The sequence below is a fragment of the Vibrio splendidus genome, assembly GCF_001557875.1.
Taxonomy (GTDB): domain Bacteria; phylum Pseudomonadota; class Gammaproteobacteria; order Enterobacterales; family Vibrionaceae; genus Vibrio; species Vibrio splendidus_F.
This window is the reverse complement of record NZ_LNRF01000010.1, coordinates 29,602-53,749: the sequence shown is the minus strand read 5'-3', so window position 1 is coordinate 53,749 and position 24,148 is coordinate 29,602. Positions and strand designations below refer to the sequence as shown.

The 24,148-nt window shown below is 44.7% G+C and carries 24 protein-coding genes; 2 read left to right on the top strand and 22 right to left on the bottom strand.

The features are described 5' to 3' along the window. Positions 1-11: 11 nt before the first annotated feature. Positions 12-1,595 (top strand): hypothetical protein, encoded by a 1,584-nt coding sequence (locus tag ATB74_RS19205; protein ID WP_060983305.1) that lies wholly within the window; start codon positions 12-14, stop codon positions 1,593-1,595. 155 nt (positions 1,596-1,750) lie between these two features. Here the strand turns inward: ATB74_RS19205 and ATB74_RS19200 are convergent, their stop codons facing one another. The 21 genes from ATB74_RS19200 to trmJ all read right to left on the bottom strand — a co-directional run bounded on the left by ATB74_RS19200 (position 1,751) and on the right by trmJ (position 21,977). Further along, positions 1,751-1,990, bottom strand: a complete 240-nt coding sequence (locus ATB74_RS19200) for a zinc ribbon domain-containing protein (RefSeq protein WP_060983304.1) — start codon at positions 1,988-1,990, stop codon at positions 1,751-1,753. A 36-nt stretch (positions 1,991-2,026) separates the two neighbouring features. After that, positions 2,027-3,028, bottom strand: a complete 1,002-nt coding sequence (locus ATB74_RS19195; RefSeq protein ID WP_061019468.1) for a sensor domain-containing diguanylate cyclase — start codon at positions 3,026-3,028, stop codon at positions 2,027-2,029. 289 nt (positions 3,029-3,317) lie between these two features. Next, the gene (locus ATB74_RS19190) at positions 3,318-4,220 is read right to left on the bottom strand and encodes a hypothetical protein (RefSeq protein ID WP_061019467.1); all 903 of its coding nucleotides are present in this window, start codon (positions 4,218-4,220) and stop codon (positions 3,318-3,320) included. A 130-nt stretch (positions 4,221-4,350) separates the two neighbouring features. After that, positions 4,351-5,832: a ribosome biogenesis GTPase Der gene (gene der, locus ATB74_RS19185; RefSeq protein WP_017629857.1), complete on the bottom strand. Its 1,482-nt coding sequence runs from the start codon at positions 5,830-5,832 to the stop codon at positions 4,351-4,353. Between the two features lie 158 nt (positions 5,833-5,990). After that, a complete protein-coding gene (gene bamB / locus ATB74_RS19180) occupies positions 5,991-7,151 on the bottom strand; it encodes an outer membrane protein assembly factor BamB (RefSeq protein WP_061019466.1) in 1,161 nt (386 codons plus the stop codon). 10 nt (positions 7,152-7,161) lie between these two features. Next, positions 7,162-7,776, bottom strand: a complete 615-nt coding sequence (locus tag ATB74_RS19175; protein WP_061019465.1) for a YfgM family protein — start codon at positions 7,774-7,776, stop codon at positions 7,162-7,164. 79 nt (positions 7,777-7,855) lie between these two features. Next, positions 7,856-9,124 carry a histidine--tRNA ligase gene (gene hisS / locus ATB74_RS19170; RefSeq protein ID WP_017062514.1) on the bottom strand — a complete coding sequence of 423 codons (1,269 nt, stop codon included), beginning with the start codon at positions 9,122-9,124 and terminating at the stop codon, positions 7,856-7,858. Positions 9,125-9,194: 70 nt separating this feature from the next. Beyond that, positions 9,195-10,316, bottom strand: coding sequence for a flavodoxin-dependent (E)-4-hydroxy-3-methylbut-2-enyl-diphosphate synthase (ispG, locus tag ATB74_RS19165; RefSeq protein ID WP_048658835.1), 1,122 nt, complete (start codon positions 10,314-10,316; stop codon positions 9,195-9,197). A 7-nt stretch (positions 10,317-10,323) separates the two neighbouring features. Further along, entirely contained in the window at positions 10,324-11,274 is a 951-nt protein-coding gene (gene rodZ / locus ATB74_RS19160) for a cytoskeleton protein RodZ (RefSeq protein ID WP_061019464.1), read from the bottom strand. A gap of 441 nt (positions 11,275-11,715) precedes the next feature. Beyond that, on the bottom strand, positions 11,716-12,858 hold the full coding sequence (locus tag ATB74_RS19155; protein WP_060983298.1) for a bifunctional tRNA (adenosine(37)-C2)-methyltransferase TrmG/ribosomal RNA large subunit methyltransferase RlmN: 1,143 nt from the start codon (positions 12,856-12,858) through the stop codon (positions 11,716-11,718). 469 nt (positions 12,859-13,327) lie between these two features. Then, entirely contained in the window at positions 13,328-13,762 is a 435-nt protein-coding gene (gene ndk / locus ATB74_RS19150; protein WP_061019463.1) for a nucleoside-diphosphate kinase, read from the bottom strand. A 106-nt stretch (positions 13,763-13,868) separates the two neighbouring features. Continuing rightward, complete coding sequence (gene pepB, locus ATB74_RS19145) at positions 13,869-15,164, bottom strand: aminopeptidase PepB (protein ID WP_061019462.1); 1,296 nt, start codon at positions 15,162-15,164, stop codon at positions 13,869-13,871. 206 nt (positions 15,165-15,370) lie between these two features. Next, positions 15,371-15,571, bottom strand: coding sequence for a Fe-S cluster assembly protein IscX (gene iscX, locus ATB74_RS19140; protein WP_004740335.1), 201 nt, complete (start codon positions 15,569-15,571; stop codon positions 15,371-15,373). 134 nt (positions 15,572-15,705) lie between these two features. Next, positions 15,706-16,044, bottom strand: a complete 339-nt coding sequence (fdx, locus tag ATB74_RS19135) for an ISC system 2Fe-2S type ferredoxin (RefSeq protein ID WP_010440525.1) — start codon at positions 16,042-16,044, stop codon at positions 15,706-15,708. Between the two features lie 20 nt (positions 16,045-16,064). Continuing rightward, on the bottom strand, positions 16,065-17,915 hold the full coding sequence (hscA, locus tag ATB74_RS19130) for a Fe-S protein assembly chaperone HscA (RefSeq protein ID WP_061019461.1): 1,851 nt from the start codon (positions 17,913-17,915) through the stop codon (positions 16,065-16,067). 22 nt (positions 17,916-17,937) lie between these two features. Beyond that, a complete protein-coding gene (hscB, locus tag ATB74_RS19125) occupies positions 17,938-18,453 on the bottom strand; it encodes a co-chaperone HscB (RefSeq protein WP_061019460.1) in 516 nt (171 codons plus the stop codon). An 84-nt stretch (positions 18,454-18,537) separates the two neighbouring features. Further along, positions 18,538-18,861, bottom strand: a complete 324-nt coding sequence (gene iscA / locus ATB74_RS19120; protein WP_010440519.1) for an iron-sulfur cluster assembly protein IscA — start codon at positions 18,859-18,861, stop codon at positions 18,538-18,540. 96 nt (positions 18,862-18,957) lie between these two features. After that, complete coding sequence (iscU, locus tag ATB74_RS19115; protein WP_004740340.1) at positions 18,958-19,335, bottom strand: Fe-S cluster assembly scaffold IscU; 378 nt, start codon at positions 19,333-19,335, stop codon at positions 18,958-18,960. Positions 19,336-19,368: 33 nt separating this feature from the next. Beyond that, a complete protein-coding gene (locus ATB74_RS19110; protein WP_060983295.1) occupies positions 19,369-20,583 on the bottom strand; it encodes an IscS subfamily cysteine desulfurase in 1,215 nt (404 codons plus the stop codon). A 27-nt stretch (positions 20,584-20,610) separates the two neighbouring features. Next, positions 20,611-21,132, bottom strand: a complete 522-nt coding sequence (gene iscR / locus ATB74_RS19105) for a Fe-S cluster assembly transcriptional regulator IscR (RefSeq protein WP_081090148.1) — start codon at positions 21,130-21,132, stop codon at positions 20,611-20,613. Between the two features lie 116 nt (positions 21,133-21,248). Next, positions 21,249-21,977: a tRNA (cytosine(32)/uridine(32)-2'-O)-methyltransferase TrmJ gene (gene trmJ / locus ATB74_RS19100; RefSeq protein ID WP_061019458.1), complete on the bottom strand. Its 729-nt coding sequence runs from the start codon at positions 21,975-21,977 to the stop codon at positions 21,249-21,251. Between the two features lie 181 nt (positions 21,978-22,158). Between trmJ and suhB the strand changes: the two genes are divergently transcribed. Then, a complete protein-coding gene (suhB, locus tag ATB74_RS19095; protein WP_017062836.1) occupies positions 22,159-22,962 on the top strand; it encodes an inositol-1-monophosphatase in 804 nt (267 codons plus the stop codon). Between the two features lie 226 nt (positions 22,963-23,188). Here the strand turns inward: suhB and secF are convergent, their stop codons facing one another. After that, positions 23,189-24,136 (bottom strand): protein translocase subunit SecF, encoded by a 948-nt coding sequence (gene secF, locus ATB74_RS19090; RefSeq protein ID WP_048658840.1) that lies wholly within the window; start codon positions 24,134-24,136, stop codon positions 23,189-23,191. Positions 24,137-24,148 lie beyond the last annotated feature (12 nt).

Genomic DNA, 24,148 nt, shown 5'->3' with positions numbered 1-24,148 from the left:
AGGAATTAATTATGCAGTATTGGAAAATAAAGCCAGTAAAAGTTACACCAGCGATGATTCTATTATCATCTTTAATCATTACCGGATGCCAAGATAAAACCAGTGATGATGCACTATTAGCTCGCCATTCCACAAAAGCATGTGAGACTGAGTATACCGACTATTGTGATTCTGATGGAGATGGTATTTCAGATAGTAAAGAAAAAGAAAGTGGCTGGGATAGTAACGACCCGCATGTTCCAGTTGAGAACGGCAATCGTGACTATGACGGTGATGGCATTAAAAATGGTCGCGAGTCCGTAGCTAACTGGGATATGAATGATCCAAATGTTCCAGTGAACAATGGCAACTTCGACAGTGATGGTGATGGCATAAAAGATGGTAGAGAAGCCATAGAAGGATGGGATTCTAATGACCCTAACAGCCCTGTAATCGATGGAGATGCCGATGAAGATAGAGACGGTATCAATAAGGGGCTAGAAGAAATTGAAGGCTTGAGCGACACAAATCCAGATGACTCGGTTAAGAGCGGAGACTCCGATAGTGATGGCGATGGAATTAAAAATGGTAAAGAAACAATTGAAAACTGGAACCCTGATGATCCTAACGACCCCGTAAACAAGGGGGATTCAGATAGTGACGGCGACGGAATAAAAGATGGCAAAGAAACTATAGAAGGCTGGGATCCGAGTGATCCTAACGACCCTGTCGCTAGCGGTGACTCTGACGATGACGGGGATGGGATTGAAAATGGCCAGGAAGTAGTCAACGGTTGGGATCCTAACGAACCCAATGACCCTGTTGTCGATGGCAATATTGACAGCGACGGTGATGGTATCCCAAACGGTAAAGAAACCATCGAAGGTTGGGACCCTAACGACCCTTCCGACCCATATGATGGCGTCTGCTCTTCGCCACAAGAAGATGGAACGCCCGACTGTGACGGTGCAGACAATAATGGCGATGACAACGACTCCTTCTCTAACTTCAGCAACGCTGTATGTGGGGGGCAATTAAATGATACCGACAAAGAAAATGCAAAAGGTAGCTGTTTAAAAATTGCTACAGCCTCAGTTGATGGTAAAGCGTTTTGGTATACATCAAGCCCTAGTGTCTCACTAGTACAAGAACTTGGCTTTGTAACTTTTAAAGGCGGTATCAATACCAACAATGGTCTTACCTACGCCGATAGTTGGACTGAATCAGGTGCTCATGGGCCAACTGGCGGCGTATTTGCAAGGTTTGATCAACTATCATATGACGGGGTGGGTATCGAGAACAGTCAATATGCCCGATGGTGTAAACACTTGGCCTCAATAAACTATGCAGGTCGCGATAATTGGCGCTCAGCAAGCGTGCATGAGCTAGGAATACATCCAGCTAACGCTGATGAATTAGGTCTCAGTAAAGGTCAAGGTTTACGCAATGTCAAAGGTAATATGTGGCTAAACTTTGGCTGGCCAACCGAGCTCCACTATTGGACTACCACACTATATAATGAGAGCTATTACCTCAACTTAGACCTTGGAGACTCTCAATATCGTTATAGTCAATACAACTCTCAAGCTGATTATGCATCGTGTGTTTCAGAATAACTTAAACGCCTGCTCATAGGGCAGTAAACAACAGCGCCACTTTCATTACCAGAGCGGCGCTTTCATTTATTGCACAAACCAGAACATCAACTCATCAACTCATCAACTCATCAACTCATCAACTCAAGGTTAACAGTAATTTGTCTATTCATTCGTTACAGATTATCTTCAATTAAAACTTCAAATTCAAAACGTACTCGTGACTTCGACTTAAGCTCATTGCACTTAGCATGACAAAAGTAGCTGGCAGAACCACACGCTTGCAGTTTTTCAAGCAATTCATCACACTCCGGACAGAAAGCAACTTTCTTAAAATGCAAACTACAACTTTCACAATGATACTTGCCATCCCAAGCTAGCTCAGACTGGCACTTAGGGCAGATATTTTCACTCATTAGCATTTCCTAATTCACTACTCTTTTTACAATCTACTACTGCTGGGACTTAGCTTGCTTGATTTGATACATGTTCTTATCAGCTTGTGCAATCAACTGGTCTAACCCTTGAGGATCTTTTTCACAAGAAAGCCCGACGCTCACAGAGAACTGCACATCATTGATATAAAGAGCCTGTTGTAAGGTTTTTTCTAAGTTGTGGTAGAATTTAACAACACTTTCTTTATCATCAAAGCAAGAGAAAACCACAAACTCATCACCACCATAACGGCCTATCTTGGCACATGCCGTGGTTGCCTCATCAAGAACCTCGGCAACCGCCAACAGCACATCGTCACCGAAACTGTGGCCATAGGAATCGTTGATCGATTTGAACTTATCGACATCGACAAACAGACACGCCATCACTTTTTGTGCAAAGCACCGTTTAGCCAAGACTTTTTCGGCTTCATTGAACAGTGCGCGACGATTCAAGCAATGAGTAAGAGAATCACGATTCGCAAAAAAGTTAAGCTGATTCTCCAACTCAAACTTCTCTAGTGCTACCGAGTACAGGGAAGCTAATAGCTCTAAGATCTCGAGCTCAAATTCATGTGGCTCAGAAATGTACTGACTATAAATAGCGAAGGTACCTAACACATTACCGCGCGACGAGATGATTGGCACCGACCAACAGGCATGCAGATTCGCTTGATTGGTTAAGGCTAAGAAAGGTGCCCAATTTGGGTGTGCATTTATGTTGGAGACCATCACAGCTTTTTTAAGCGCAGCCGCCTCGCCACAGGAACCTATCCCCTCACCAATCCCCACCCCTTCTATCTGTTGATTATAAAAATCAGGCAAGTTCGGGGCGTATTCAAGGTGTAAAGTTTTTGACTCTGAGTTGAGCAGTAAAATTGAAGCCATGCGCTGCCCAAAAAGCTGCTCGGTAAGCTGAATGATCTTGTGGTTTAAATCTTTGCGATCCATCCCAAGAGCAAGCTTACGCAGTAAACTATTTACGGCTCGATGGCCTTCTAATAAAAATTGTTGTTCCATTCACTAAGGCTTTCAATTGTGCAATCGGGTACAGCTTGTTCTTATGCAAGCTTGTTATTGATTAATAATAACACACTAAATTAGTACGACACACAATCGAAGATCATAGGTTGATCTTTCGCTTTATCTATTTTGATCAGCGATCTACCCCAAAAAGAATATTTATATCACCACACACCGAAAGCATAAGTTACATGTGCTGCATTTCAATTTTAAATAGTCGTTTATATTGAAAGTGACATATAAAAACAAAATAAACAGCACAAGCCATTTCGATCTGTAGTCTAAATCATCGAATTACATGCGTCAGCATTTCAATATGTTGGTCATCTAACTGGGTTAACTTAACGGACAATGCCTTAAGCTCTGAGGTGTTCTCAATGTGAGTACCACCACACGGAATAGACACTAAAGTATCGGCATCCAACTGCCATTCCCAATAGCGAGAGTCTGTTAACGCCTCGCCTTCCAGTCTCATCGCTACTGGCGTCGACTTTGCGAGCCAGCCTGCAATCATCTGATTAATGTCGGCTTCAATGCCATCAAGGTTTGCTAGCATGTCCGCAACGTTCAAACCGCGCTTCTTCAAGGTTTTGCCTAAGCGATACTTATCGGTACACAGCTCAGGAGTCACAAAGCTAGTCACCTGTGCGTAGCTATTGAAGTCGTAACTACCAAGCGGATCTTTTCTATCTGCATCTTTGCGCCAGTAGCTCTCAGCCAGTACTTTATTCAGGGCTAAGAAAGCGATGTGGCCAGCACTGTGACCACGGCTCAAGCTGGCTTGGTACTCTTTATCAACCGACAACACGACTTCGTCGTTAATATTAATCATAGAAGCAGATGTAGGTAGTTGGTGGGCAACCACAAACGCCCACCCTTCCGTATCACGCTTAACAGGGATATCTGCTGCGATATAAAGCTTACCAGTAGATTGTTCTATTGCACCAACAAGACAGTCTTCAACGGGATATTGCACGTCGCCTACATTCACAAAGCCTTGGTCCGCAGGGTGATCGGGCCAAATATGGCTCACTGGGTGGAAAGGTGTCACCTCAGTGATCAGGTAAGTTTTGCTGTCGTCGCTTTCAACGTACAGCGCTTTAGCATTGAGCTGCCAAGACTGATGACAAAATTGAGTGATGGTTGGTGTGATTGCTGACGCAGGTGTAATCAAATCGCTAGTAGTCATATCGTTCTTCTTTTGGAATCGAGTCTGATTCGTTAAGCCATGTGATAAAAACATATTGTTATGGCTTAACGTGAATTTTGATTAAAAAAATACCCGAGACAGGCTCGGGTATCAAATCTATTGGAAAGGTTTACTTACGACCTTTAACCATGCTCATCATACGCTTACGTTTACGTTCTTGAGAAATTGTCAGCTTGTTTGTCTTAGCTTCAAATGGGTTCTCGCTGTTCTGGAATTGAATGCGAATAGGTGTACCCATAATTTCTAGTGAACGACGGTAGTAGTTCATCAAGAATCGTTTGTATGAATCTGGCAAGTTACGAACTTGGTTACCGTGGATAACGATAATCGGTGGGTTGTAGCCACCAGCGTGCGCGTATTTCAGTTTCACACGACGGCCACGAACCATAGGCGGTTGGTGATCATCAGTCGCCATCTTCATGATACGAGTTAGAACAGAAGTACCAACACGAGTCGTCGCTGACTTGTAAGCTTCTTGTACAGACTCAAACAAGTGACCAACACCTGTACCGTGAAGTGCAGAGATAAAGTGAATACGTGCGAAATCAACGAAACCTAAGCGACGGTCTAGCTCTTTCTTAACGCGTTCTTTAACGTCGTTATCTAGGCCATCCCACTTGTTTACAGCAATAACAATTGAACGACCAGCGTTCAACGCAAAGCCTAACAAGCTTAGATCTTGATCTGAGATGTTTTCGCGAGCATCAATAAGCAGCAATACAACGTTAGCATCTTCAATCGCTTTCAGTGTTTTAACCACTGAGAACTTCTCTACCGTTTCGTTGATATTTTTACGACGACGAACACCCGCAGTATCGATTAAAACGTATTCACGCTCATCACGTTGCATTGGGATGTAGATAGAGTCACGAGTCGTGCCTGGCATATCGTAAACAACCACACGCTCTTCACCAAGAATACGGTTAGTTAGCGTTGATTTACCTACGTTAGGACGGCCAATGATCGCTAGCTTGATCGGTTGATCTTGAAGGCGCTTGAATTCTTCTTCAGCTTCTTCTTCTGTAAACTCAACCTGCTCTTCTTCTTCGTCTTCAAACTCAGTCAAATCGCTTACTTCGCCATTCTCAGCTTTTAGCGCTTCTGCGAATGGGTTAAGAGCAAGGTCAATAAGTGCAGTAACACCACGACCGTGTGCCGCAGCGATTTGGTACATGTCTTCTACACCTAGTTGCCAGAAGTCAGCACTTGCAGCATCAGGGTCGATACCATCAACCTTGTTTACTACTAGCATTGAAGGCTTTTCTAGTTGACGTAGGTGCTTAGCAATCGCCACGTCTGAAGGGGTTAGACCCGCACGGCCATCTACCATAAATAGAACAACATCAGCTTCATCAATCGCCGCTAGCGACTGTTCAGCCATTTTAGTTTCAACACCTTCTTCAGTACCGTCGATACCGCCAGTGTCAATAACAATAAAGTCATGCTCGCTAAAATGAGCATGACCGTATTTACGGTCACGCGTTAAGCCAGGGAAATCCGCAACCAATGCATCACGAGTTCGAGTCAATCGGTTAAATAACGTAGATTTACCTACGTTCGGACGCCCTACTAGAGCAACAACAGGTACCATAACAACCTCTACAATTTCTTCTCTAAATGTAGTTATAGGTAAGCACTTGTTCGCAAGTTTAAACTCTTACCTATAACCACACGGTTTATTAATTTTTAACAACAAAACGGCTCCTGGCTGTTACCAACCAGGAGCCGACTGTGAATTATATCACGCTTTTATTGGCTAATCGTTAGTTTCTTTACATCGCCATTGCGAGTCGTCACTAAGTAGCCTTCAGGCAGTTCAATTGGTGCAACCGCAAAGCCGCTATCATCGACAAGTTGTTGAGCAACAAACTCACCCGATGAACGATCTAACCAGTGCAGATAACCTTCTGTGTCACCCACGACTACATACCCATTAATAATAGCAGGTGCTGTCAGTAAGCGGTTTTCTAACAATGGAGTGCTCCAAAGTTCAGTACCACTACGAGCATCAACTGCAACCACATGGTCTTTGTCGGTAACAACGAACAAACGGCTGCCATCACTTGCTAAATCAATCGCTGACGAATAGTTACGTTTCCAAATTGGCTTACCAGAACGAAGATCGATTGCAATCAGCTGACCGTTGATACCTACAGTATATAGGGTTCCACCAAGAACAATTGGAGATGCATCAACATCAACCAAACGATCGATTTCCGTTGCACCTTTTGGCGTACCTACTGGCTGTTGCCAAATAAGCTGACCACGGTCAACGATAGCTGCAGCTAGACGACCATTTGCAGTACCCCAGAATACACCACCAGAAACCGCAACAGGCGAGCTATCGCCACGAAGTGTTAGGCTTGGTACTTCAGTACTGATGGTCCATTTTTGTTCGCCGCTTACTTGATCTAACGCGATCAACATACCGCGACTGGTATGAACAATAACCATGTTGCTATCAGTTGCAGGGGATGCAAGCACCTCGCCATTCACTGATACACGCCACAGCTCTTCACCTGTTGATTCATCCATCGCGATCACTTCGCCATTTTCAGAACCAACAAATACTTTGCCGTAAGCCGCCGTTAAACCACCCGATAAACGAGCCAGTACGTCTTTCTCAAGATCGACTTTCCACAGCTCTTTACCTGTATCAGGATCAAGCGCTTTAACCATACCTTCACGGCTCGCAACAAACACTTTGTCGTAAGCCAATTCTGGCGATAGTTTTGAAAAGTAGTGACCAACACCATCACCAACCGACATAGACCATTCCTGACTAGGAGTGAACTCGCTGTTTACCGTTGGTACTGGAGCCATGATTACGGTGTCTTCTTCACCCGCACAGCCAGCTAGTAGGCCAAGAGCAATCGCACACAACGCCGCTTTTGGAAACATCTTCTTCATTCAAAGCGCCTTATTTAGCTAGGTCGTCAAGTTTGATTTGAAGCGTTTGGCTAGCGTCAACAGCTTGCTGTGCTTCTGTGTAAGCACTGTATGCTGCGTCAGTGTCGCCTTTACGAAGTGAGATATCACCACGCAGTTCAGCAACACGGCCTTTCCAAGATTCGTCTGTCATAGCAGCAAGATCAGCCAGCGCTGCGTCAAATTCACCTTGCTCAGCTTTAATACGTGCAACACGGTAAGTAAGTAGTGGCGCAAGTGCCGCGTCCTTAGTTGCCGATTTTGCCCACTCAAGCTGTTCAAGTGCTGCTGCTAGCTCACCCGCTTGTACTTGTACTTTTGCTAATTGCATAGCAGCAAGTACTGAGTACTCAGCATCTTTGTTTGCGTCGATGAAAGCTTGAATATCAGATTGAGCATCAACGCCCTTAGCATCAAGAGCTGAAATTACAGAGGTGTAGCTTTCTGAAGCAGCTTCACGCGCTTCAACGACTGAATCTTGGTAATAGCGCCAGCCAAATAGACCACCTAAACCAATAACCGCACCAAAGATTACGGCTTTACCGTTCTCTTTCCACCAATCTTTAATGGCTTCAACTTGTTGCTCTTCGCTATCGTAAAGTTCCACTTCCTGTCCTCTTTAATTCTTTAAACGCCAGCATAGTGCTGACGTTAGTATTCATTATGAGCGTTTGCTCAATGGCTAATTAGATTAGCGCAGCAACTTTCTCTGCAACTTCCGTTTGAGACACGGTTTCTTGCTCGCCGCCAACCAGATCTTTTAGCACAACTGTATTGTCAGCAACTTCGTTCTCACCAAGTACCAGCGCCACAACAGCACCTACTTTGTCAGCACGTTTGAATTGCTTCTTGAAGTTACCACCACCGAAGTGGTTCATTACACGTACGCCTTCAACAGTGTCGCGTAATTGATTCGCTAACTGCATACCCGCGATCATAGTACCTTCGCCAGCAGCAACTACGTATACATCAACACTACGGCGAACTTCTGTTAGCTCTAGCGTTTCCATCATCAGAACCAGACGCTCTAGACCCATTGCGAAGCCAACTGCATTGGTTGCTTTGCCGCCTAGTTGCTCAACAAGACCATCGTAACGGCCGCCGCCACAGACTGTACCTTGAGCACCAAGACTATCAGTGATCCACTCAAATACGGTGCGGTTGTAGTAATCTAGACCACGAACTAGACGCTCATTAACTTGGTATTCGATACCAACAGCGTCAAGAAGTTCACATAAACCAGCAAAATGTTGCTTCGATTCTTCACCTAGATATTCAGATAGTCGAGGTGCGTCACCTAAGATAGCTTGAACATCAGGGTTCTTAGTATCCAGTACACGTAGAGGGTTAGTGTGCATGCGACGTTTACAGTCTTCATCTAGCACATCAATGTGTTGCTCAAGGAAAGCCACTAACGCAGTGCGGTAGCTTACGCGATCTTCTTGAGAACCGATTGAGTTTAGCTCTAGGCGAACGTGCTTATCGATACCTAGCTCACGCCATAGACGTGCTGTCATCATGATAAGTTCTGCGTCAACATCTGGACCATCTAGGCCAAACACCTCAACACCACATTGGTGGAATTGACGGTAACGACCTTTTTGAGGACGCTCGTGACGGAACATCGGGCCCATGTACCATAGGCGCTGTTCATCACGGTTGATAAGGCTGTTTTGAATACATGAACGAACACAACCTGCTGTGCCTTCTGGACGCAGCGTTAGGCTATCGCCATTGCGGTCATCAAAAGTGTACATCTCTTTAGAAACAACGTCTGTCTCTTCACCAACTGCACGGCTAAATAGGTTTGTTTCTTCAACGATAGGCATACGCACTTCGTTGTAACCGTATGCACTCACCACGTTTTTAACTGCGCTTTCTACTTTCTGCCACAGTGGTGATTGAGTTGGAAGGCAGTCGTTCATGCCTCGAATTGCTTGGATATTTTTAGCCACAGTATTTATTCCGTAATTTCTCACGACCAGGTGTTAGTGCGAATAGACAATCACACCCCATCGCGTTGTATTAATCTTCTAAGTTTTCTACATCAATGCGATTTGCTTGATCAAGCACTGACGCTTTTGCACGAATCTTAGCTTCAAGTTTGTCGACAAGGTCATCGTTGTCGAAGCGCTCTTTCTGACGCTTACCGTCTTCGTAGAAGGCGCTCTTACGTGCACTACCGGCTAAACCTAAGTGAGACACTTCAGCTTCACCAGGGCCGTTAACCACACAACCGATGATTGACACATCCATTGGAGTGATCACGTCTTCTAAGCGCTCTTCAAGGGCATTAACAGTGTTAATAACATCGAACTCTTGACGAGAACAGCTCGGACACGCAATGAAGTTGATGCCACGCGAACGAATGCGCAAAGATTTAAGAATATCAAAACCAACTTTGATCTCTTCAACAGGATCAGCCGCTAGCGAGATACGCAGCGTGTCGCCGATACCTTCAGAAAGAAGCATACCTAAACCTACCGCGGACTTCACAGAGCCAGCACGCGCACCACCCGCTTCGGTAATGCCAAGATGAAGAGGTTGGTCAATCTGCTTAGCAAGCAAGCGGTAAGAACCGACTGCAAGGAATACATCAGACGCCTTAACGCTGACTTTGAATTGATCAAAGTTCAGACGGTCGAGGATATCTACGTGACGCATTGCTGATTCAACAAGCGCTTCTGCTGTAGGTTCTGTGTATTTCTCTTGGATCTCTTTCTCAAGAGAACCGCCGTTAACACCAATACGAATCGGAATATTCATATCACGTGCGCAATCAACAACTGAGCGGATACGGCTTTCATTACCGATGTTGCCTGGGTTGATACGCAGACAGTCAACGCCGTATTCAGCCACTTTAAGTGCGATACGGTAGTCGAAGTGAATATCAGCAACCAAAGGAACAGAGACCTGCTGCTTGATTAGCTTAAAGGCTTCAGCGGCATCCATAGTCGGTACGGATACGCGAACGATATCAGCGCCAACTTTTTCCAGAGCTCTAATTTGAGCAACGGTCGCGGCTACATCTGTTGTTCTTGTGTTGGTCATGGATTGCACAGCAATTGGTGCACCATCACCGATCGGCACATCACCCACATAAATACGGGTTGATTTGCGACGAATAATAGGAGATTCGTGTTGCATATTAACTCTAAGGTAAGGTTATTCTAGCTACTTTGCCTGAAGTATACCCAGAAAGGTCGACAGGTTCACTTGCAAATGTCATTGATACGCCTTCTGGCGCACCTAGAATCACTTTATATGGCGCGGTTCCTGATAGATTTAACAACTGACCTGCTTTTTTGATGCCAGTCGACAAGATTTTACCCGTTGCATCTTTTACTTGGATCCAGCAATCAGCAGAGAACTGCATCACTAGCTCGTTAACCACAGCTTCAGGAGTAGTGTTTGCTTCAACAGCTTCTGCATTTGCATTAACTTCAGCAGTTGGTTCTGTCTCTGTTGCATGTGGTGCAGGCGTTTCGTCAGCAACAGCATCTGAACTATCTTCCGCATCGCTTATCGCAGCAAGGCCTTCAGTACCTTCAACAACAGAAGCACCCGCTTCGTTTTGTTCAGCTTCAATCACTTCTAAAGAGGTGAATTCAGGGGCGAGTGATTCTTCTACTGCTAGCTCTTCTGAGCTTTCAGTATTCGCTAAAGATTGAGATAAGGTGTCTTGTTGTTGGTTCTGCCACCACCAAAGTGAGGAGATACCCGCAATGACCGCAAAAATGCTCCAAGTCAGGATCATAATACGGCTGTTGTGCTTCTCGGTTTTGGTCTTACGAGAAAAGCTCAACATTTCTTGTTCTTGATGCTGAGCATCACCGGCGTGATGCAGCGCACTCAATACCACTTTTTCGTCAAGATTGACGTATTTCGCGTATGAACGAATATAGCCACGCATAAACGTCGCCACTTGATCTGACTCGAATTGGTTTTCTTCAATTTGTTGGATCAGCGTAACGCGAAGTTTCAAGCGATCAGAAATCTGCTTTTGCGTTAAACCAAGAGATTCTCGTTTATTCTTAAGCAGCGTACCCGCTTCCAAAGCTGGAGCTACGGTTTCTTGTGTTTGTGTATCTTGTTCTGTGTTCATAGAGAGTGAACTTCTAAAGTATTATTGCAGGTTGAGGAGAGCGTTTTTTTTATTGTCGTTTAAGCTCAATCTAACAACCCACGTTATGTGGAATTTTTCCTGCTATCTAAATCATCAACCCTTAAAGGCGAACATCATTCATTTATTATGGATGACCTTCTCAGGAAGCTAGTTTATCAAGTAGCCAACCTAAATAGACATATTGACGATCAGTAGCAAGCGAGCACTTAAATTAATTTAAGATTAGTTAATCATAAGCTAATGCCATTACAAGGCAAAAACACTTTAAACAAAATTTACCGTCAGCTCATGGTTTTGTCCAAAATTTGACGAAAAATGTAAGAAAGCGTGGGCAAGAAGTCCAAAAAATCAAAAACTGTACCCCAGAAAAGCAACAAGCCAGAAGTAAGACTTCTGGCTTGTTTAGGTTCTAATCGCGTTTTATACCGCTTTTACTTCAATCACATCACCGGCAATCAAGTTCGCTTCAGAGGCTGCTTTAAGCATTTTAGTACGCTTGGTTCTGTCAATAACATCACCGACTAACTGACCACACGCGGCATCAATATCATCACCACGAGTTTTACGAACCGTTACTGTGTAGTTATATTCCATCAGCGTTTTTTGGAAGCGATCAATACGAGAGTTGCTTGGCTTCTTATAAGGCGAACCCGGGTAAGGGTTGAATGGAATCAAGTTGATTTTACAAGGCGTCTCTTTCATTAGCTCTGCAAGTTCACGTGCGTGGTCCATATCATCATTCACATGGTCCAATAACACGTACTCAACCGTTACTTTACCGCGGTTAGCATTTGAAGATGCAATGTAACGACGAACAGATGCTAGGAAGTCTTGGATATCCCAACGGTCGTTGATCGGCATGATTTGGCTACGTAGTGCATCGTTTGGCGCGTGTAGAGAGATAGCCAATGCTACATCGATGTTGTCTGTCATTTGGTCAAGGCCAGATACAACACCAGAAGTTGATACGGTTACACGACGCTTAGACAGTGCGAAACCTAGATCATCAAGCATGATTTCTAATGATGGCATTAGGTTCTTCATGTTCAATAGAGGCTCGCCCATACCCATCATTACAACGTTAGTAATTGGACGGCGACCGGTTTCTTTTTCTAGGCCGATTTCGCGAGATGCGCGCCAGATTTGGCCAACAATCTCTGAAACTTTTAGGTTACGGTTGAAGCCTTGTTGAGCTGTAGAACAGAACTTACATTCAAGTGCACAACCCACCTGTGAAGACACACACAGCGTCGCACGGTCACCATCTGGGATGTATACAGTCTCAACGTCTTGGTCGCCAACGCTCATCGCCCATTTAATTGTGCCATCTGAAGAGTGTTGAGCTTCAGAAACAACAGGTGCAACAATCTCACAGCGACGTTGAAGTTTCTCACGTAACTTTTTGTTGATGTTGTTCATCTGTTCGAAGTCATCGACACCGAAGTGATAAATCCACTTCATCACTTGCTCTGCTCGAAACGCTTTCTCATTCAGTTCTTCTGTGAAAAATTTACGAAGACCTTTACGATCAAAATCGAGTAGATTGACTTTAGCTGTGGTCATGATGCCTCTCAATGACGGAACAATAATTAAGGGCGCGAATTGTACAGGCTTTACGCAACTTCAACAAGCATTGTAAAACCCTGTGTTTATTAAGACATTCAAACTTAAGCGATTAAAATTTAAACAGTTGTATTTATCGGCCTGATATTACCCAATTTGAAGAAAAGATTCCCGATTACACTCCTCCGTCTCTTTCGGGAATGACGTAAATATTCACCAACAGCTCGGTAATATTTACCACGAGATTGTGGCTCCAAAGCTCCCCGTCATTCCAGAGCCGAGGGACGAGGTATCTGGAATCTCCAATAACAAAAACAGATTCCCGACTACGCTCCTTCGTCGCTTTCGGGAATGACGTCGGTATTCACCAGCAACTTCCCATTTATCACAGTAAGGTCGAATAACGTAAAATCCACTGACAAAAAAGGCCTCACCGAAGTGAAGCCTTTAGAATGATTTGCTATGCCTATTATTTAGCTGGGCGTGGGCAAATTTCAGATTCTGGGAAGAAGAACTCGATTTCACGAGCTGCAGACTCAGGGCTGTCGCTGCCGTGTACTGAGTTGTAACGCATGCTGATTGCGTAGTCAGCGCGGATAGTGCCGCATGCTGCTTCTTCTGGGTTCGTTTTACCCATAAGCTCACGGTAACGAGCGATTGCGTTTTCGCCTTCAAGTACTTGAACCATGATAGGACCAGAAGTCATGAACTCTTTTAGTGGACCAAAAAATTCTTTGCCTTCATGTTCCGCGTAGAAGCCGCTCGCTTGCTCTTCAGTAAGACGAACCATCTTAGCGGCAATAATTTCTAGGCCTGCTTTTTCGATACGGTGGTAGATTTCACCAACAAGGTTACGCTTAACTGCATCCGGCTTAACAATTGAGAACGTTCTTTCTAGAGCCATAGGGATTCCTTCACTTCATTTTTTTGTTATTAAATACTGAAATTACTGAGATCATTCGATCTAAGTTTATGAATAAGCGATATCGAAATACCGCTCACACTTATTATTATTTTGCTTGGTCGATAAGAAGACGAGCCAGTGTGCGAACGCCCATACCCGTTGCGCCTGCCGCCCACTTGTCACTTGCTGACTTACGGTAAGTACCCGCACAATCCATATGAATCCAACCTTTTTTGTAGTCATCTACAAAGTAAGAAAGGAATGCCGCTGCTGTACTTGCGCCCGGCGTGTAATCACCCGTGCTGATGTTTGAAAGATCAGCAAAGTTTGAAGGCAACATACCACGGTGGAAATCAGCAAGAGGCAGTGGCCACAGGCCTTCTTTCTCTTGGTTTGCCGCCGTTAGCGCTTGGTGGGATAACTCATCATCAAAACTTAATAGTGCGTGGTAGTCGTTACCTAGTGCGTTTTTAGCAGCGCCTGTTAGCGTTGCACAGTCGATGATCAGATCAGGGCTTTGTGCACTTGCGTACATTAGGCCATCAGCCAACACCAAGCGACCTTCCGCATCGGTGTTCATAATCTCAACGGTCTTACCATTTTTGTAAGTAATGATGTCGCCAAGCTTCAATGCGCGACCAGAGATCATGTTCTCTGCGCAACATAGAATAAGCTTAATACGCTTGTTCAGACCACGTTCAATCGCAAGGCCCAAACCACCAGTAATCGTTGCTGCACCGCCCATGTCAGCCTTCATCGCTGTCATGAATTGACCTGGCTTGATGCTGTAACCGCCTGAGTCAAAAGTAATACCTTTACCCACTAAACAAGCAAACACTGGTGCGTTTTCGTCACCGGTTGGGTTGAAGTCCAGTTGCAGCATTGCTGATGTACGCTCAGAGCCGCGGCCGACCGCGTAGATGCCTTCCCAACCTTCGGTTAGTAGATCCTTATCTTTAACGATCTTCGCTTTAACAGTGCCCGCTGGTGCCACTGACTTGATGTATTCTGCAGCCATAGTTGCGAGTTGACGAGGTGCCACTTCTTCAGCAGTTTTATTGATAATGTCACGCGTCCAGTCTGTCGCGCGAATACGAGCTTCAAGCTCTGTTTGATCGGCTTCTGAAAGTGCATCCCATTCCAATGCATTCTTTTTCTTTGGTCCACGGTAGCCTTGGTAGAAAGCCCAAACGCTTTCTAGATCCCAACCTTCACCACGAAGTGAAACGAATGCGATACCTTGTCCGTCAAGCGTACGACCAGCACGCTGAATTGCGCCTAGATCGTGGCCTTCACCAATGTGAATTGTCGCTCCTGCTTCCGAGAACGATAAAATAGCTCTTGCTCCCCACTGAGGCTGGGCAGCTTCTTGACTTAAAAATACTGACATCTGTGTAGACATGATTTCTCCTTGTCATGAACCACTTTGAGTATGTGATTCTGATTATTTTTTATTAGCGCACTGATGTTAGCATTATGTAGGAGGAAAATGTCATTTTGATAAAAAAACGGACCATAAGGTCCGCTTTTTTTAGTAAGAATTGTTAACTTGGCTGCGTTTTATATTGGAGTATTTCCAACCCGTGACCAAATCATTAGATGAGATGATTAATCCATCTCATCCATCCAGCACAAAATAATAGCCTCTAAGATTTTTTCATTCGAGTGGTTAGGCTCGTCATCAAACTCTTCAAGGTCTAGCACCCATTGATGCAGATCGGTAAAACGTACCGTTTTAGGATCAGTATCAGGGTACAAATCACATAGCTCAATTGCGATATCTCGCGAATCAATCCACTTCAAGCTCATAACACTTCCTTATATTTATCAGCGACGCTCTGTCACCTATATGATCTATATTCTAGGCCAGTTTTCTTAGTCTGTTTGTCTAAGCAATAGCTCTCTCAGTCATCACTGTCTTAGCCATGACTGAGAACAGGTTCTTAGTGGTCTTCAGAAGCCAGGTTCAACGTGTACTTTGGAATTTCTACAACAAGATCCGTATCAGCCACTTTAGCTTGGCAACCCAGGCGAGATTCCATCTCTAAGCCCCATGCTTTATCTAGCATGTCGTCTTCTAGATCATCACTCTCTTCTAAAGAATCAAAACCTTCACGAATCACAACGTGACATGTTGTACATGCACACGATTTTTCACATGCGTGTTCAATACCAATACCGGCCTTCAGTGCAACATCAAGAACCGTCTCACCAGTTTTTGCTTCTAAAACAGCGCCTTCTGGACATAGATCTTCGTGAGGTAAAACAATAATCTTTGGCATGTTTATCTATTCTCTAACTATTAAATATTATCGACTGACTGACCTGACAGTGCAGCACGAATTGATTTATCCATACGACGAGAAGCAAAGTCTTGGCTCGCTTTGTCGGTATTCTTAATTTCTAGTTCAATGGCATCAGCATTGTCGCCATTACGCACTGCAATCAGTGCTTCAATCGCTTGAACAAGTTGTTGTTTGCCTTGCTCATCAAGCAGCTCATCGCCATCGGCTTGCATTGCAGCGATAAGGCCTTCGATAACGCGATCCGCTTCTACGCGTTGCTCAGCCAGAGCACGCGCTTGCATGTCTTCTTTTGCAAACGTCATCGAATCTTTCAACATGCTAGCCACTTCGTTATCGCTTAGACCGTAAGACGGCTTAACTTGGATTTCAGCTTGAACGCCAGTGCTCTTCTCCATTGCGGTAACCGATAGCAGGCCATCAGCATCCACTTGGTAAGTCACACGAATATGAGCAGCACCTGCAGTCATCGGTGGAATGCCTTTCAAAGCAAATCGAGCTAATGAACGACAGTCATCAACCATTTCGCGTTCACCTTGCACTGTGTGCACTGTCATAGCAGTTTGACCGTCTTTGAACGTGGTAAATTCTTGTGCGCGAGCAACTGGGATCGTGGTGTTACGAGGGATGATCTTTTCGACCAAGCCGCCCATGGTTTCGATACCAAGAGACAGAGGGATAACATCCAATAGCAACATTTCTGAGTCAGGCTTATTGCCGACTAAGATATCCGCTTGAATCGATGCACCAATCGCAACCACTTCATCAGGGTTGATACTAGTTAATGGCGTGCGCCCAAAGAAGTCACCAACCATTTCTCGAACAAGTAATGTGCGAGTTGAACCACCGACCATCACGACTTCTAGAACTTCATCTGCATCAACTTCCGCATCTTTCAGTGCTCGACGGCACGAAAGCAGTGTTTTCTTAACGAGCGGTTTAATGATCTCTTCGAACTCTTCACGAGTTAATGAACCAGACCAACCTAGTACGTCAACCTCAACGCTTTCCGCTTCAGATAAGCCAATCTTCGCTTCTGTTGCTGCGTCTAGAAGAATACGGTTCTGTTCTGCTGTTAGCTCTGATAAACCCATTTGCTGTTGGAGATGCTCCGCAACTAAATGGTCAAAGTCGTCGCCACCTAATGCTGAGTCACCGCCTGTTGCTAAAACTTCGAAGACACCTTTAGATAGGCGTAGGATAGAGATATCAAACGTACCACCACCTAAGTCATAAACCGCAATTACTCCTTCTTTACCTGAATCCAAGCCGTAAGCAATCGCAGCTGCAGTGGGTTCATTAAGAAGACGTAACACATGAAGACCAGCAAGTTGCGCCGCGTCTTTTGTGCCAGCACGCTGCGCATCATCAAAGTAAGCAGGAACGGTAATAACAGCACCAGATAGCTCACCACCGAGTGTTGACTCCGCACGTTGACCTAGCGCTCGCAGAATGTCTGCAGATACTTGAATTGGGTTCTTGTTACCTTGCTCTGTGCGAATCACAGGCAAACCATTATCACTTTCTTCAAACTGATATGGCAGAGATGGGTATCGCTGTTGAATATCTGACAGTGAACGACCGATTAGTCGCTTAACTGAGATAATGGTATTTTTAGGATCTGTCTGTGCATTTGCACGAGCTTCATCACCAGTCGTGTACGACTCTGACGTATAGTGAACAACCGAAGGAAGAATACTGCGACCTTGTTGATCCGCAAGTGTGCTCGCCTCACCACTGCGCACCGACGCAACCAATGAATTTGTTGTACCTAAATCAATACCCACAGCAAGCTTGTGCTGGTGAGGAGCGGCGCTTTGCCCTGGTTCTGCAATCTGAAGTAGTGCCATGGATGTGTCCTTGTTATACGAACTAGCCGATCAAACGATCTTCAACTAACTCGATTTCATTCTTTAATTTTGCAATAAACTTTAGCTTTCTTACTCGGTCTGCAGCTTCCAACCAAGCCTGACTGTCTAGTTCTTGTTGGATAGCGCTTAATTGTTGTTTATACATTTTGCTAACCTTTCCTTCAAATGCAAATAAAGCATCTTCAGGGTCAGAACTGTCGGCGATGTCTTCAAGCTCTTCACGCAATTCCATTTGCTCCATAAGAAACATTGGATCTTGCATGGTCTGTTGTTCACCACGGATATCTTCAGCATGTTGAACTAACAGGTATTCTGCACGGCTAATTGGATTCTTCAACACCTGATACGCATCATTAATTTGCGCAGCTTTTTGCACCGCTAACAGACGATCTCGCTCAGAAGCAGTGGCAAATTTATCAGGGTGGAATTGGCGTTGCAGATCTCTAAACTGAGAAGAAAGAAGGCTACCATCCAGTTGAAACTGAAGTGGTAGCCCAAATAATTCGAAATGATTCATGTAACGGTGGTCCTAAGTTTAGGCTCTTCAATCAGAGCCTAATTTTATTCTTCGCTCACTATAAACGCTTAACGATTGAAGCGTTTATACGTTGAAGCTCTCACCACAACCACATTCGCCTTTCGCGTTAGGGTTGTTGAATTCAAAACCTTCGTTTAGGCCTTCTTTTACGTAATCAAGCTCAGTACCGTCTAGGTAAACTAGGCTCTTTGGATCAATGATGACCTTAACACCTGAATGCTCGAACACTTCGTCTTCTTCGTTGAGCTCGTCAACGAATTCTAGTACATACGCCATACCCGAACAGCCAGTCGTTTTTACCGCTAAGCGTAACCCGATACCTTTACCTCGGTTATCTAGGAAAGCTTGAACTCGGCTTGCTGCCGTATCTGTCATGGTGATGGCCATACTACAACCTTGTGTTTTATATAAATTGAGAACTCAGGGGGAGCACAAAGGATGCTCCCAAATATTGCTTATTTTTGTGATTACTTAATAAGACGATTAACGCTTCTTTTTGTAATCCGCAACAGCAGCTTTGATTGCATCTTCAGCTAGAATTGAACAGTGAACTTTCACTGGTGGCAACTCTAACTCTTCTGCGATTTCAGAGTTTTTAATAGCCGCTGCTTCATCAATACTTTTACCTTTAACCCACTCAGTTACTAGTGAGCTAGAAGCGATTGCACTACCGCAACCGTAAGTTTTGAATTTTGCATCTTCGATAATGCCTTCTGGCGTTACCTTGATTTGCAGTTTCATTACGTCACCACAAGCTGGTGCGCCAACCATGCCGCTACCTACACTTGGGTCTTCTTTATCAAACGAACCTACATTACGTGGGTTTTCGTAGTGATCAATTACTTTTTCGCTATATGCCATGATAGTTACCTCGAATCCTCTATTTCAGTGAGATTAGTGATGAGCCCACTCAACAGTGTTCAAATCAATCCCTTCTTTATACATATCCCATAGAGGAGACATGTCGCGTAATTTGTTTACCGCTACACGGATTTGTGCAATCGCGTAGTCGATTTCTTCTTCCGTTGTGAAACGGCCGAATGAGAAACGTACTGAGCTGTGTGCCAGTTCATCGTTCAGACCAAGCGCACGTAGAACGTATGAAGGCTCTAGGCTTGCTGATGTACATGCAGAACCAGATGATACCGCTAGGTCTTTTAGAGACATAAGCAGAGACTCACCTTCAACGAAAGCGAAGCTCACGTTTAGGTTGTGCGGTACACGTTGGTCTAGGTCGCCGTTTACCGTTACCGCTTCTAGATCTTGAACACCTTTCAATAGGCGCTCACGAAGTGCTAGTGCGTGATCGTAATCTTTCTGCATGTCTTGTTTAGCGATTGCAAAAGCTTCGCCCATACCCACGATTTGGTGAGTAGCAAGAGTACCAGAACGGAAACCACGTTCATGACCGCCACCGTGCATTTGCGCTTCTAGGCGAATACGTGGTTTACGACGAACATACAAAGCGCCGATACCTTTAGGGCCGTATGCTTTGTGTGCAGACATAGAGATAAGGTCAACTTTCATCTCTTTTACGTCTAGTGGGATTTTACCCGCAGACTGCGCTGCATCAACGTGGAAGATGATCTTGCGTGCACGACATAATTCACCGATTGCAGAGATATCTTGGATTACACCAATCTCGTTGTTCACGTGCATGATAGAAACTAGAACCGTATCTTCACGCATTGCAGCTTGTAGCTTGTCTAAATCGATGATGCCATTTGCTTCAGGCTCTAGGTAAGTTACCTCAAAACCCTCACGCTCTAGTTGGCGACATGGATCAAGAACCGCTTTGTGTTCTGTTTTGCACGTGATTACGTGCTTACCTTTCTTCTCGTAAAAGTGCGCTGCACCTTTGATAGCAAGGTTATCTGACTCTGTAGCGCCTGAAGTGAAAACAATTTCACGTGGGTCTGCATTTAGTAGGTCAGCAATTTGCTCACGAGCATTATCTACTGCTTCTTCTGCCTGCCAGCCGTAACGGTGTGAACGAGATGCAGGGTTACCGAAGTTACCGTCCATCGTCATGCACTGAACCATTTTCTCAGCAACTCGTGGATCGACTGGGCATGTAGCTGAATAGTCAAAGTAAATAGGCAGTTTCATTTTCTACTCCAATGTAAAAACTGACCGCTAAGAGCGGGCATTAACACCGTGAGGTGCTGCACTAATCGTTGTAGTGCTCGTATTTTTTTGTGCAAAACTATTATTAACCGCAAGATCGATATCTTGACGATCAGAAATCTCTAAAACTTCGTTATCTTTCATTAGCTCACCGAGCGTAATGTCGTTCAAGAAGCTGCTAATTCGGGAGCTTAAATCACGCCATAGGGTATGAGTTAAACAACGACTGCCACCTTGGCAATCTGCTCGACCGTGACACTTAGTTGCATCTACTGATTCGTCGACTGCAGCAATTACAGTTCCGACAGCAATGTCGTTCGCTTCAGCACCTAAACGGTAACCACCGCCAGGGCCGCGAACACTAGCAACTAAGCCAGCTTTACGTAACTTAGAAAATAGTTGCTCTAAGTAAGATAACGAGATGCCTTGTCGCTCTGAAATATCAGCCAGAGGAACTGGGCTTTTTTGCGAATGCAGTGCTACATCTAGCATAGCTGTTACCGCATATCTTCCTTTAGATGTAAGCTTCATATCACACCGTATCCACATTGTTTATGTGGTTGGGATTTTTTCATACCTGACTAAAATGGTCAAGTATTTAATTGACTATTTTAGTCAGGTATTCACCCTTAGGGTTTGCATGGGCTTTATTTGTCGTTTTTGCTCTTCTCAATTGAAGTCAAAATGCCGCGTAGAGTGTTGATCTCTTGCAGCTCTGGACGAGCTCGACTGAACAGACGACGTAGCTTATTCATCACCTGTCCCGGCTTATCCTTAGAGATAAACTGGGTATCGATAATCACTTTTTCAAGGTGCTCGTAGAACATTTCTAGTTCTTCGTGACGAGGGTACTCATCTTGTTGCTGTGGCTTGTACTGGCTAGCCACCATATCAAGGTGTGCAACGCGAACTTCATAGCTCAGAGTCTGCACTGCCATTGCTAGGTTTAGCGAGCTGTATTCAGGGTTAGCTGGGATACATACATGGAAGTGGCACTTCTGAAGCTCATCATTGGTTAAGCCAGTACGCTCGCGACCAAACACTAAAGCTACAGAGTGCTTCTGACCTTCAACCGCAAATTTTTGGCCACACTCACGTGGTTCAAGCATTGGCCATTCAAGTGTACGAGAACGAGCACTCGAGCCCACAACTAAGCCGCAATCTTTTACCGCTTCTTCTAATGTAGAAACAATTATCGCGTTTTCTGCGATGTCACCTGCACCCGCAGCCAGTGCTAAGGTCTGCTCGTCAACTTCACATTGAGGGTCTACAAGAACTAATTGACTCAAACCCATCACTTTCATTGCGCGAGCTGCTGATCCGATATTTCCCGAATGAGACGTACCAACCAGAACGACTTTTACATTGTCTAACATGCTATATGACACCACTTTAAAAATAATCGCGAGATATTAACACATAGCAAAGTAAAATGGTCAGACCCTTCGCGTAATGTGAAATCAAGAGTTCAAAAAATAACCACTTCCCTTTTGGTAAAACTTTGGTATACTCGCCGCCGCTTTAAATTGTTCTTTAACATCTTGTGGGAAAAACCATATGCATCCAATGCTAAACATTGCGATACGCGCTGCGCGTAAAGCTGGCAACCATATTGCTAAATCTCTAGAAACAACTGATAAGATCGAATCGTCTCTAAAAGGTAACAACGATTACGTTACTAACATTGCTCAAGAAGCTGAGTACATGATCATTGAGACAATCAAAGCATCTTACCCAGAGCACAGCATTATTTCTGAAGAGAAAGGCCTGACTGAAGGTAAAGACTCTGACGTACAATGGATCGTTGACCCACTAGATGGCACCAACAACTTTGTAAAAGGTTTCCCTCACTTCTCTGTATCTATCGCTGTTCGTATGAACGGTCGTACAGAAGTTGCTTGTGTTTATGACCCAATGCTAAACGAGCTATTCACAGCTCAACGTGGCGCTGGCGCTCAACTTAACAACGCTCGTATGCGTGTTACTCAACTAAAAGACCTTCAAGGTACTGTTCTAGCGACTGGTTTCCCATTCAAGCAAAAACAACACTCTGAATCTTTCATGAAGATCATCTCTGGTCTATTCATTGACTGTGCTGATTTCCGTCGTACAGGTTCTCCTGCTCTTGACCTATGTTACCTAGCAGCTGGCCGTGTTGATGGTTACCTAGAACTTGGCCTTAAGCCATGGGATCTAGCAGCTGGCGATCTAATCGCTCGTGAAGCTGGTGCTATCATGACTGACTTTGCTGGCGGTACTGATTACATGACTTCTGGTAACGTTGTTGCTTCAAGCGCACGTGGTGTTAAGTCTATCCTTAAGCACGTTCGTGAGAACGCTAACGAAGGTATGCTGAAGTAATTCAGACCTTACGTTAAAGCTCCTTTTTTAGGGGCGCATAGAACTTCCAAAGCCTCGCTATTGCGAGGCTTTTTTGTAATACGAGCACAAGGTGGTGGATAGTAACGATGAGCACCACGCCCTTCGCCGATAAATTGCATAGAGCTTCCCCACAAAATACAGACGTAAAAAAACCGCTAGTTACCTAGCGGTTTTTTTGGTTTAGCGAAACGTATTAAGCCAAGGCCTAAGGCATCTCGTCAAACTCTTCACCTTCTTTTTCCACTTGTGGTGGCATTAGGTGTTCACGCGTAATACCCAACTTCATTGCTAGTGCAGATGCAACGTAGATAGAAGAGTAAGTACCAACCGTAATACCGAGTAGAAGTGCAGTTGCGAATCCGTGAATCATAGCGCCGCCCTGAACGAACAGTGCGATAACTACGAATAACGTTGTACCAGAAGTGATCAATGTACGGCTCAATGTTTGTGTGATTGAGCTGTTCAGCACTTCAGGCGCTTCACCTTTACGCATCTTACGGAAGTTCTCACGAATACGGTCGAATACAACGATGGTATCGTTGAGGGAGTAACCGACTACCGTTAGCAAGGCTGCTACGATGGTAAGGTCGACCTCAATTTGCATTAGAGAGAACACACCCAGTGTGATAATAACATCGTGCGCCAGTGCTAATACCGCACCCGCTGCCAAACGCCATTCAAATCGCACTGATACGTAGATCAAGATACAGATAAGAGAAACTAGGATAGCAAGGCCACCCGCTTCTGTTAATTCGTCACCCACGTTAGGACCAACGAACTCGATACGACGCATTTCAACTTGCTCACCAGTACCATTCTCAATAGCAGAAAGGATTTGGTTACCAAGCGTTTCGCCCGCTACGCCATCACGTGGACGTAAACGAACCATTACATCACGAGCTGAACCGAAGTTCTGTACCGTTGCATCACCAAAGCCTTCTGCTTCTAGTGCACTACGGATATCAGGAAGATGTGCCGGTTGTTCAAAACCAACTTCAATCAGAGTACCGCCAGTAAAATCTAGACCCCAGTTCAACGATTTTGTTGTTAGGGTGAAGATAGCAGTACCAATCATCAAGATAGAAAAAACAAAGGCAACCTTTGACCAACGCATAAAGTCGATCATTTTGTCTGCTTTTAGAATCTGAAACATATTAATTCCTAG

What these genes read in the sequence shown, in the direction of transcription:
- ispG (WP_048658835.1), bottom strand. Translation starts at nt 10,316, where the DNA reads ATGCAACACGAATCTCCTATTATTCGTCGCAAATCAACCCGTATTTAT.
- secF (WP_048658840.1), bottom strand. Translation starts at nt 24,136, where the DNA reads ATGTTTCAGATTCTAAAAGCAGACAAAATGATCGACTTTATGCGTTGG.
- hscA (WP_061019461.1), bottom strand. Translation starts at nt 17,915, where the DNA reads ATGGCACTACTTCAGATTGCAGAACCAGGGCAAAGCGCCGCTCCTCAC.
- hscB (WP_061019460.1), bottom strand. Translation starts at nt 18,453, where the DNA reads ATGAATCATTTCGAATTATTTGGGCTACCACTTCAGTTTCAACTGGAT.
- pepB (WP_061019462.1), bottom strand. Translation starts at nt 15,164, where the DNA reads ATGTCTACACAGATGTCAGTATTTTTAAGTCAAGAAGCTGCCCAGCCT.
- bamB (WP_061019466.1), bottom strand. Translation starts at nt 7,151, where the DNA reads ATGAAGAAGATGTTTCCAAAAGCGGCGTTGTGTGCGATTGCTCTTGGC.
- iscA (WP_010440519.1), bottom strand. Translation starts at nt 18,861, where the DNA reads ATGGCCATCACCATGACAGATACGGCAGCAAGCCGAGTTCAAGCTTTC.
- ATB74_RS19205 (WP_060983305.1), top strand. Translation starts at nt 12, where the DNA reads ATGCAGTATTGGAAAATAAAGCCAGTAAAAGTTACACCAGCGATGATT.
- suhB (WP_017062836.1), top strand. Translation starts at nt 22,159, where the DNA reads ATGCATCCAATGCTAAACATTGCGATACGCGCTGCGCGTAAAGCTGGC.
- iscU (WP_004740340.1), bottom strand. Translation starts at nt 19,335, where the DNA reads ATGGCATATAGCGAAAAAGTAATTGATCACTACGAAAACCCACGTAAT.
- ndk (WP_061019463.1), bottom strand. Translation starts at nt 13,762, where the DNA reads ATGGCTCTAGAAAGAACGTTCTCAATTGTTAAGCCGGATGCAGTTAAG.
- ATB74_RS19195 (WP_061019468.1), bottom strand. Translation starts at nt 3,028, where the DNA reads ATGGAACAACAATTTTTATTAGAAGGCCATCGAGCCGTAAATAGTTTA.
- rodZ (WP_061019464.1), bottom strand. Translation starts at nt 11,274, where the DNA reads ATGAACACAGAACAAGATACACAAACACAAGAAACCGTAGCTCCAGCT.
- ATB74_RS19110 (WP_060983295.1), bottom strand. Translation starts at nt 20,583, where the DNA reads ATGAAACTGCCTATTTACTTTGACTATTCAGCTACATGCCCAGTCGAT.
- ATB74_RS19155 (WP_060983298.1), bottom strand. Translation starts at nt 12,858, where the DNA reads ATGACCACAGCTAAAGTCAATCTACTCGATTTTGATCGTAAAGGTCTT.
- iscR (WP_081090148.1), bottom strand. Translation starts at nt 21,132, where the DNA reads ATGAAGCTTACATCTAAAGGAAGATATGCGGTAACAGCTATGCTAGAT.
- iscX (WP_004740335.1), bottom strand. Translation starts at nt 15,571, where the DNA reads ATGAGCTTGAAGTGGATTGATTCGCGAGATATCGCAATTGAGCTATGT.
- fdx (WP_010440525.1), bottom strand. Translation starts at nt 16,044, where the DNA reads ATGCCAAAGATTATTGTTTTACCTCACGAAGATCTATGTCCAGAAGGC.
- ATB74_RS19190 (WP_061019467.1), bottom strand. Translation starts at nt 4,220, where the DNA reads ATGACTACTAGCGATTTGATTACACCTGCGTCAGCAATCACACCAACC.
- der (WP_017629857.1), bottom strand. Translation starts at nt 5,832, where the DNA reads ATGGTACCTGTTGTTGCTCTAGTAGGGCGTCCGAACGTAGGTAAATCT.
- ATB74_RS19200 (WP_060983304.1), bottom strand. Translation starts at nt 1,990, where the DNA reads ATGAGTGAAAATATCTGCCCTAAGTGCCAGTCTGAGCTAGCTTGGGAT.
- trmJ (WP_061019458.1), bottom strand. Translation starts at nt 21,977, where the DNA reads ATGTTAGACAATGTAAAAGTCGTTCTGGTTGGTACGTCTCATTCGGGA.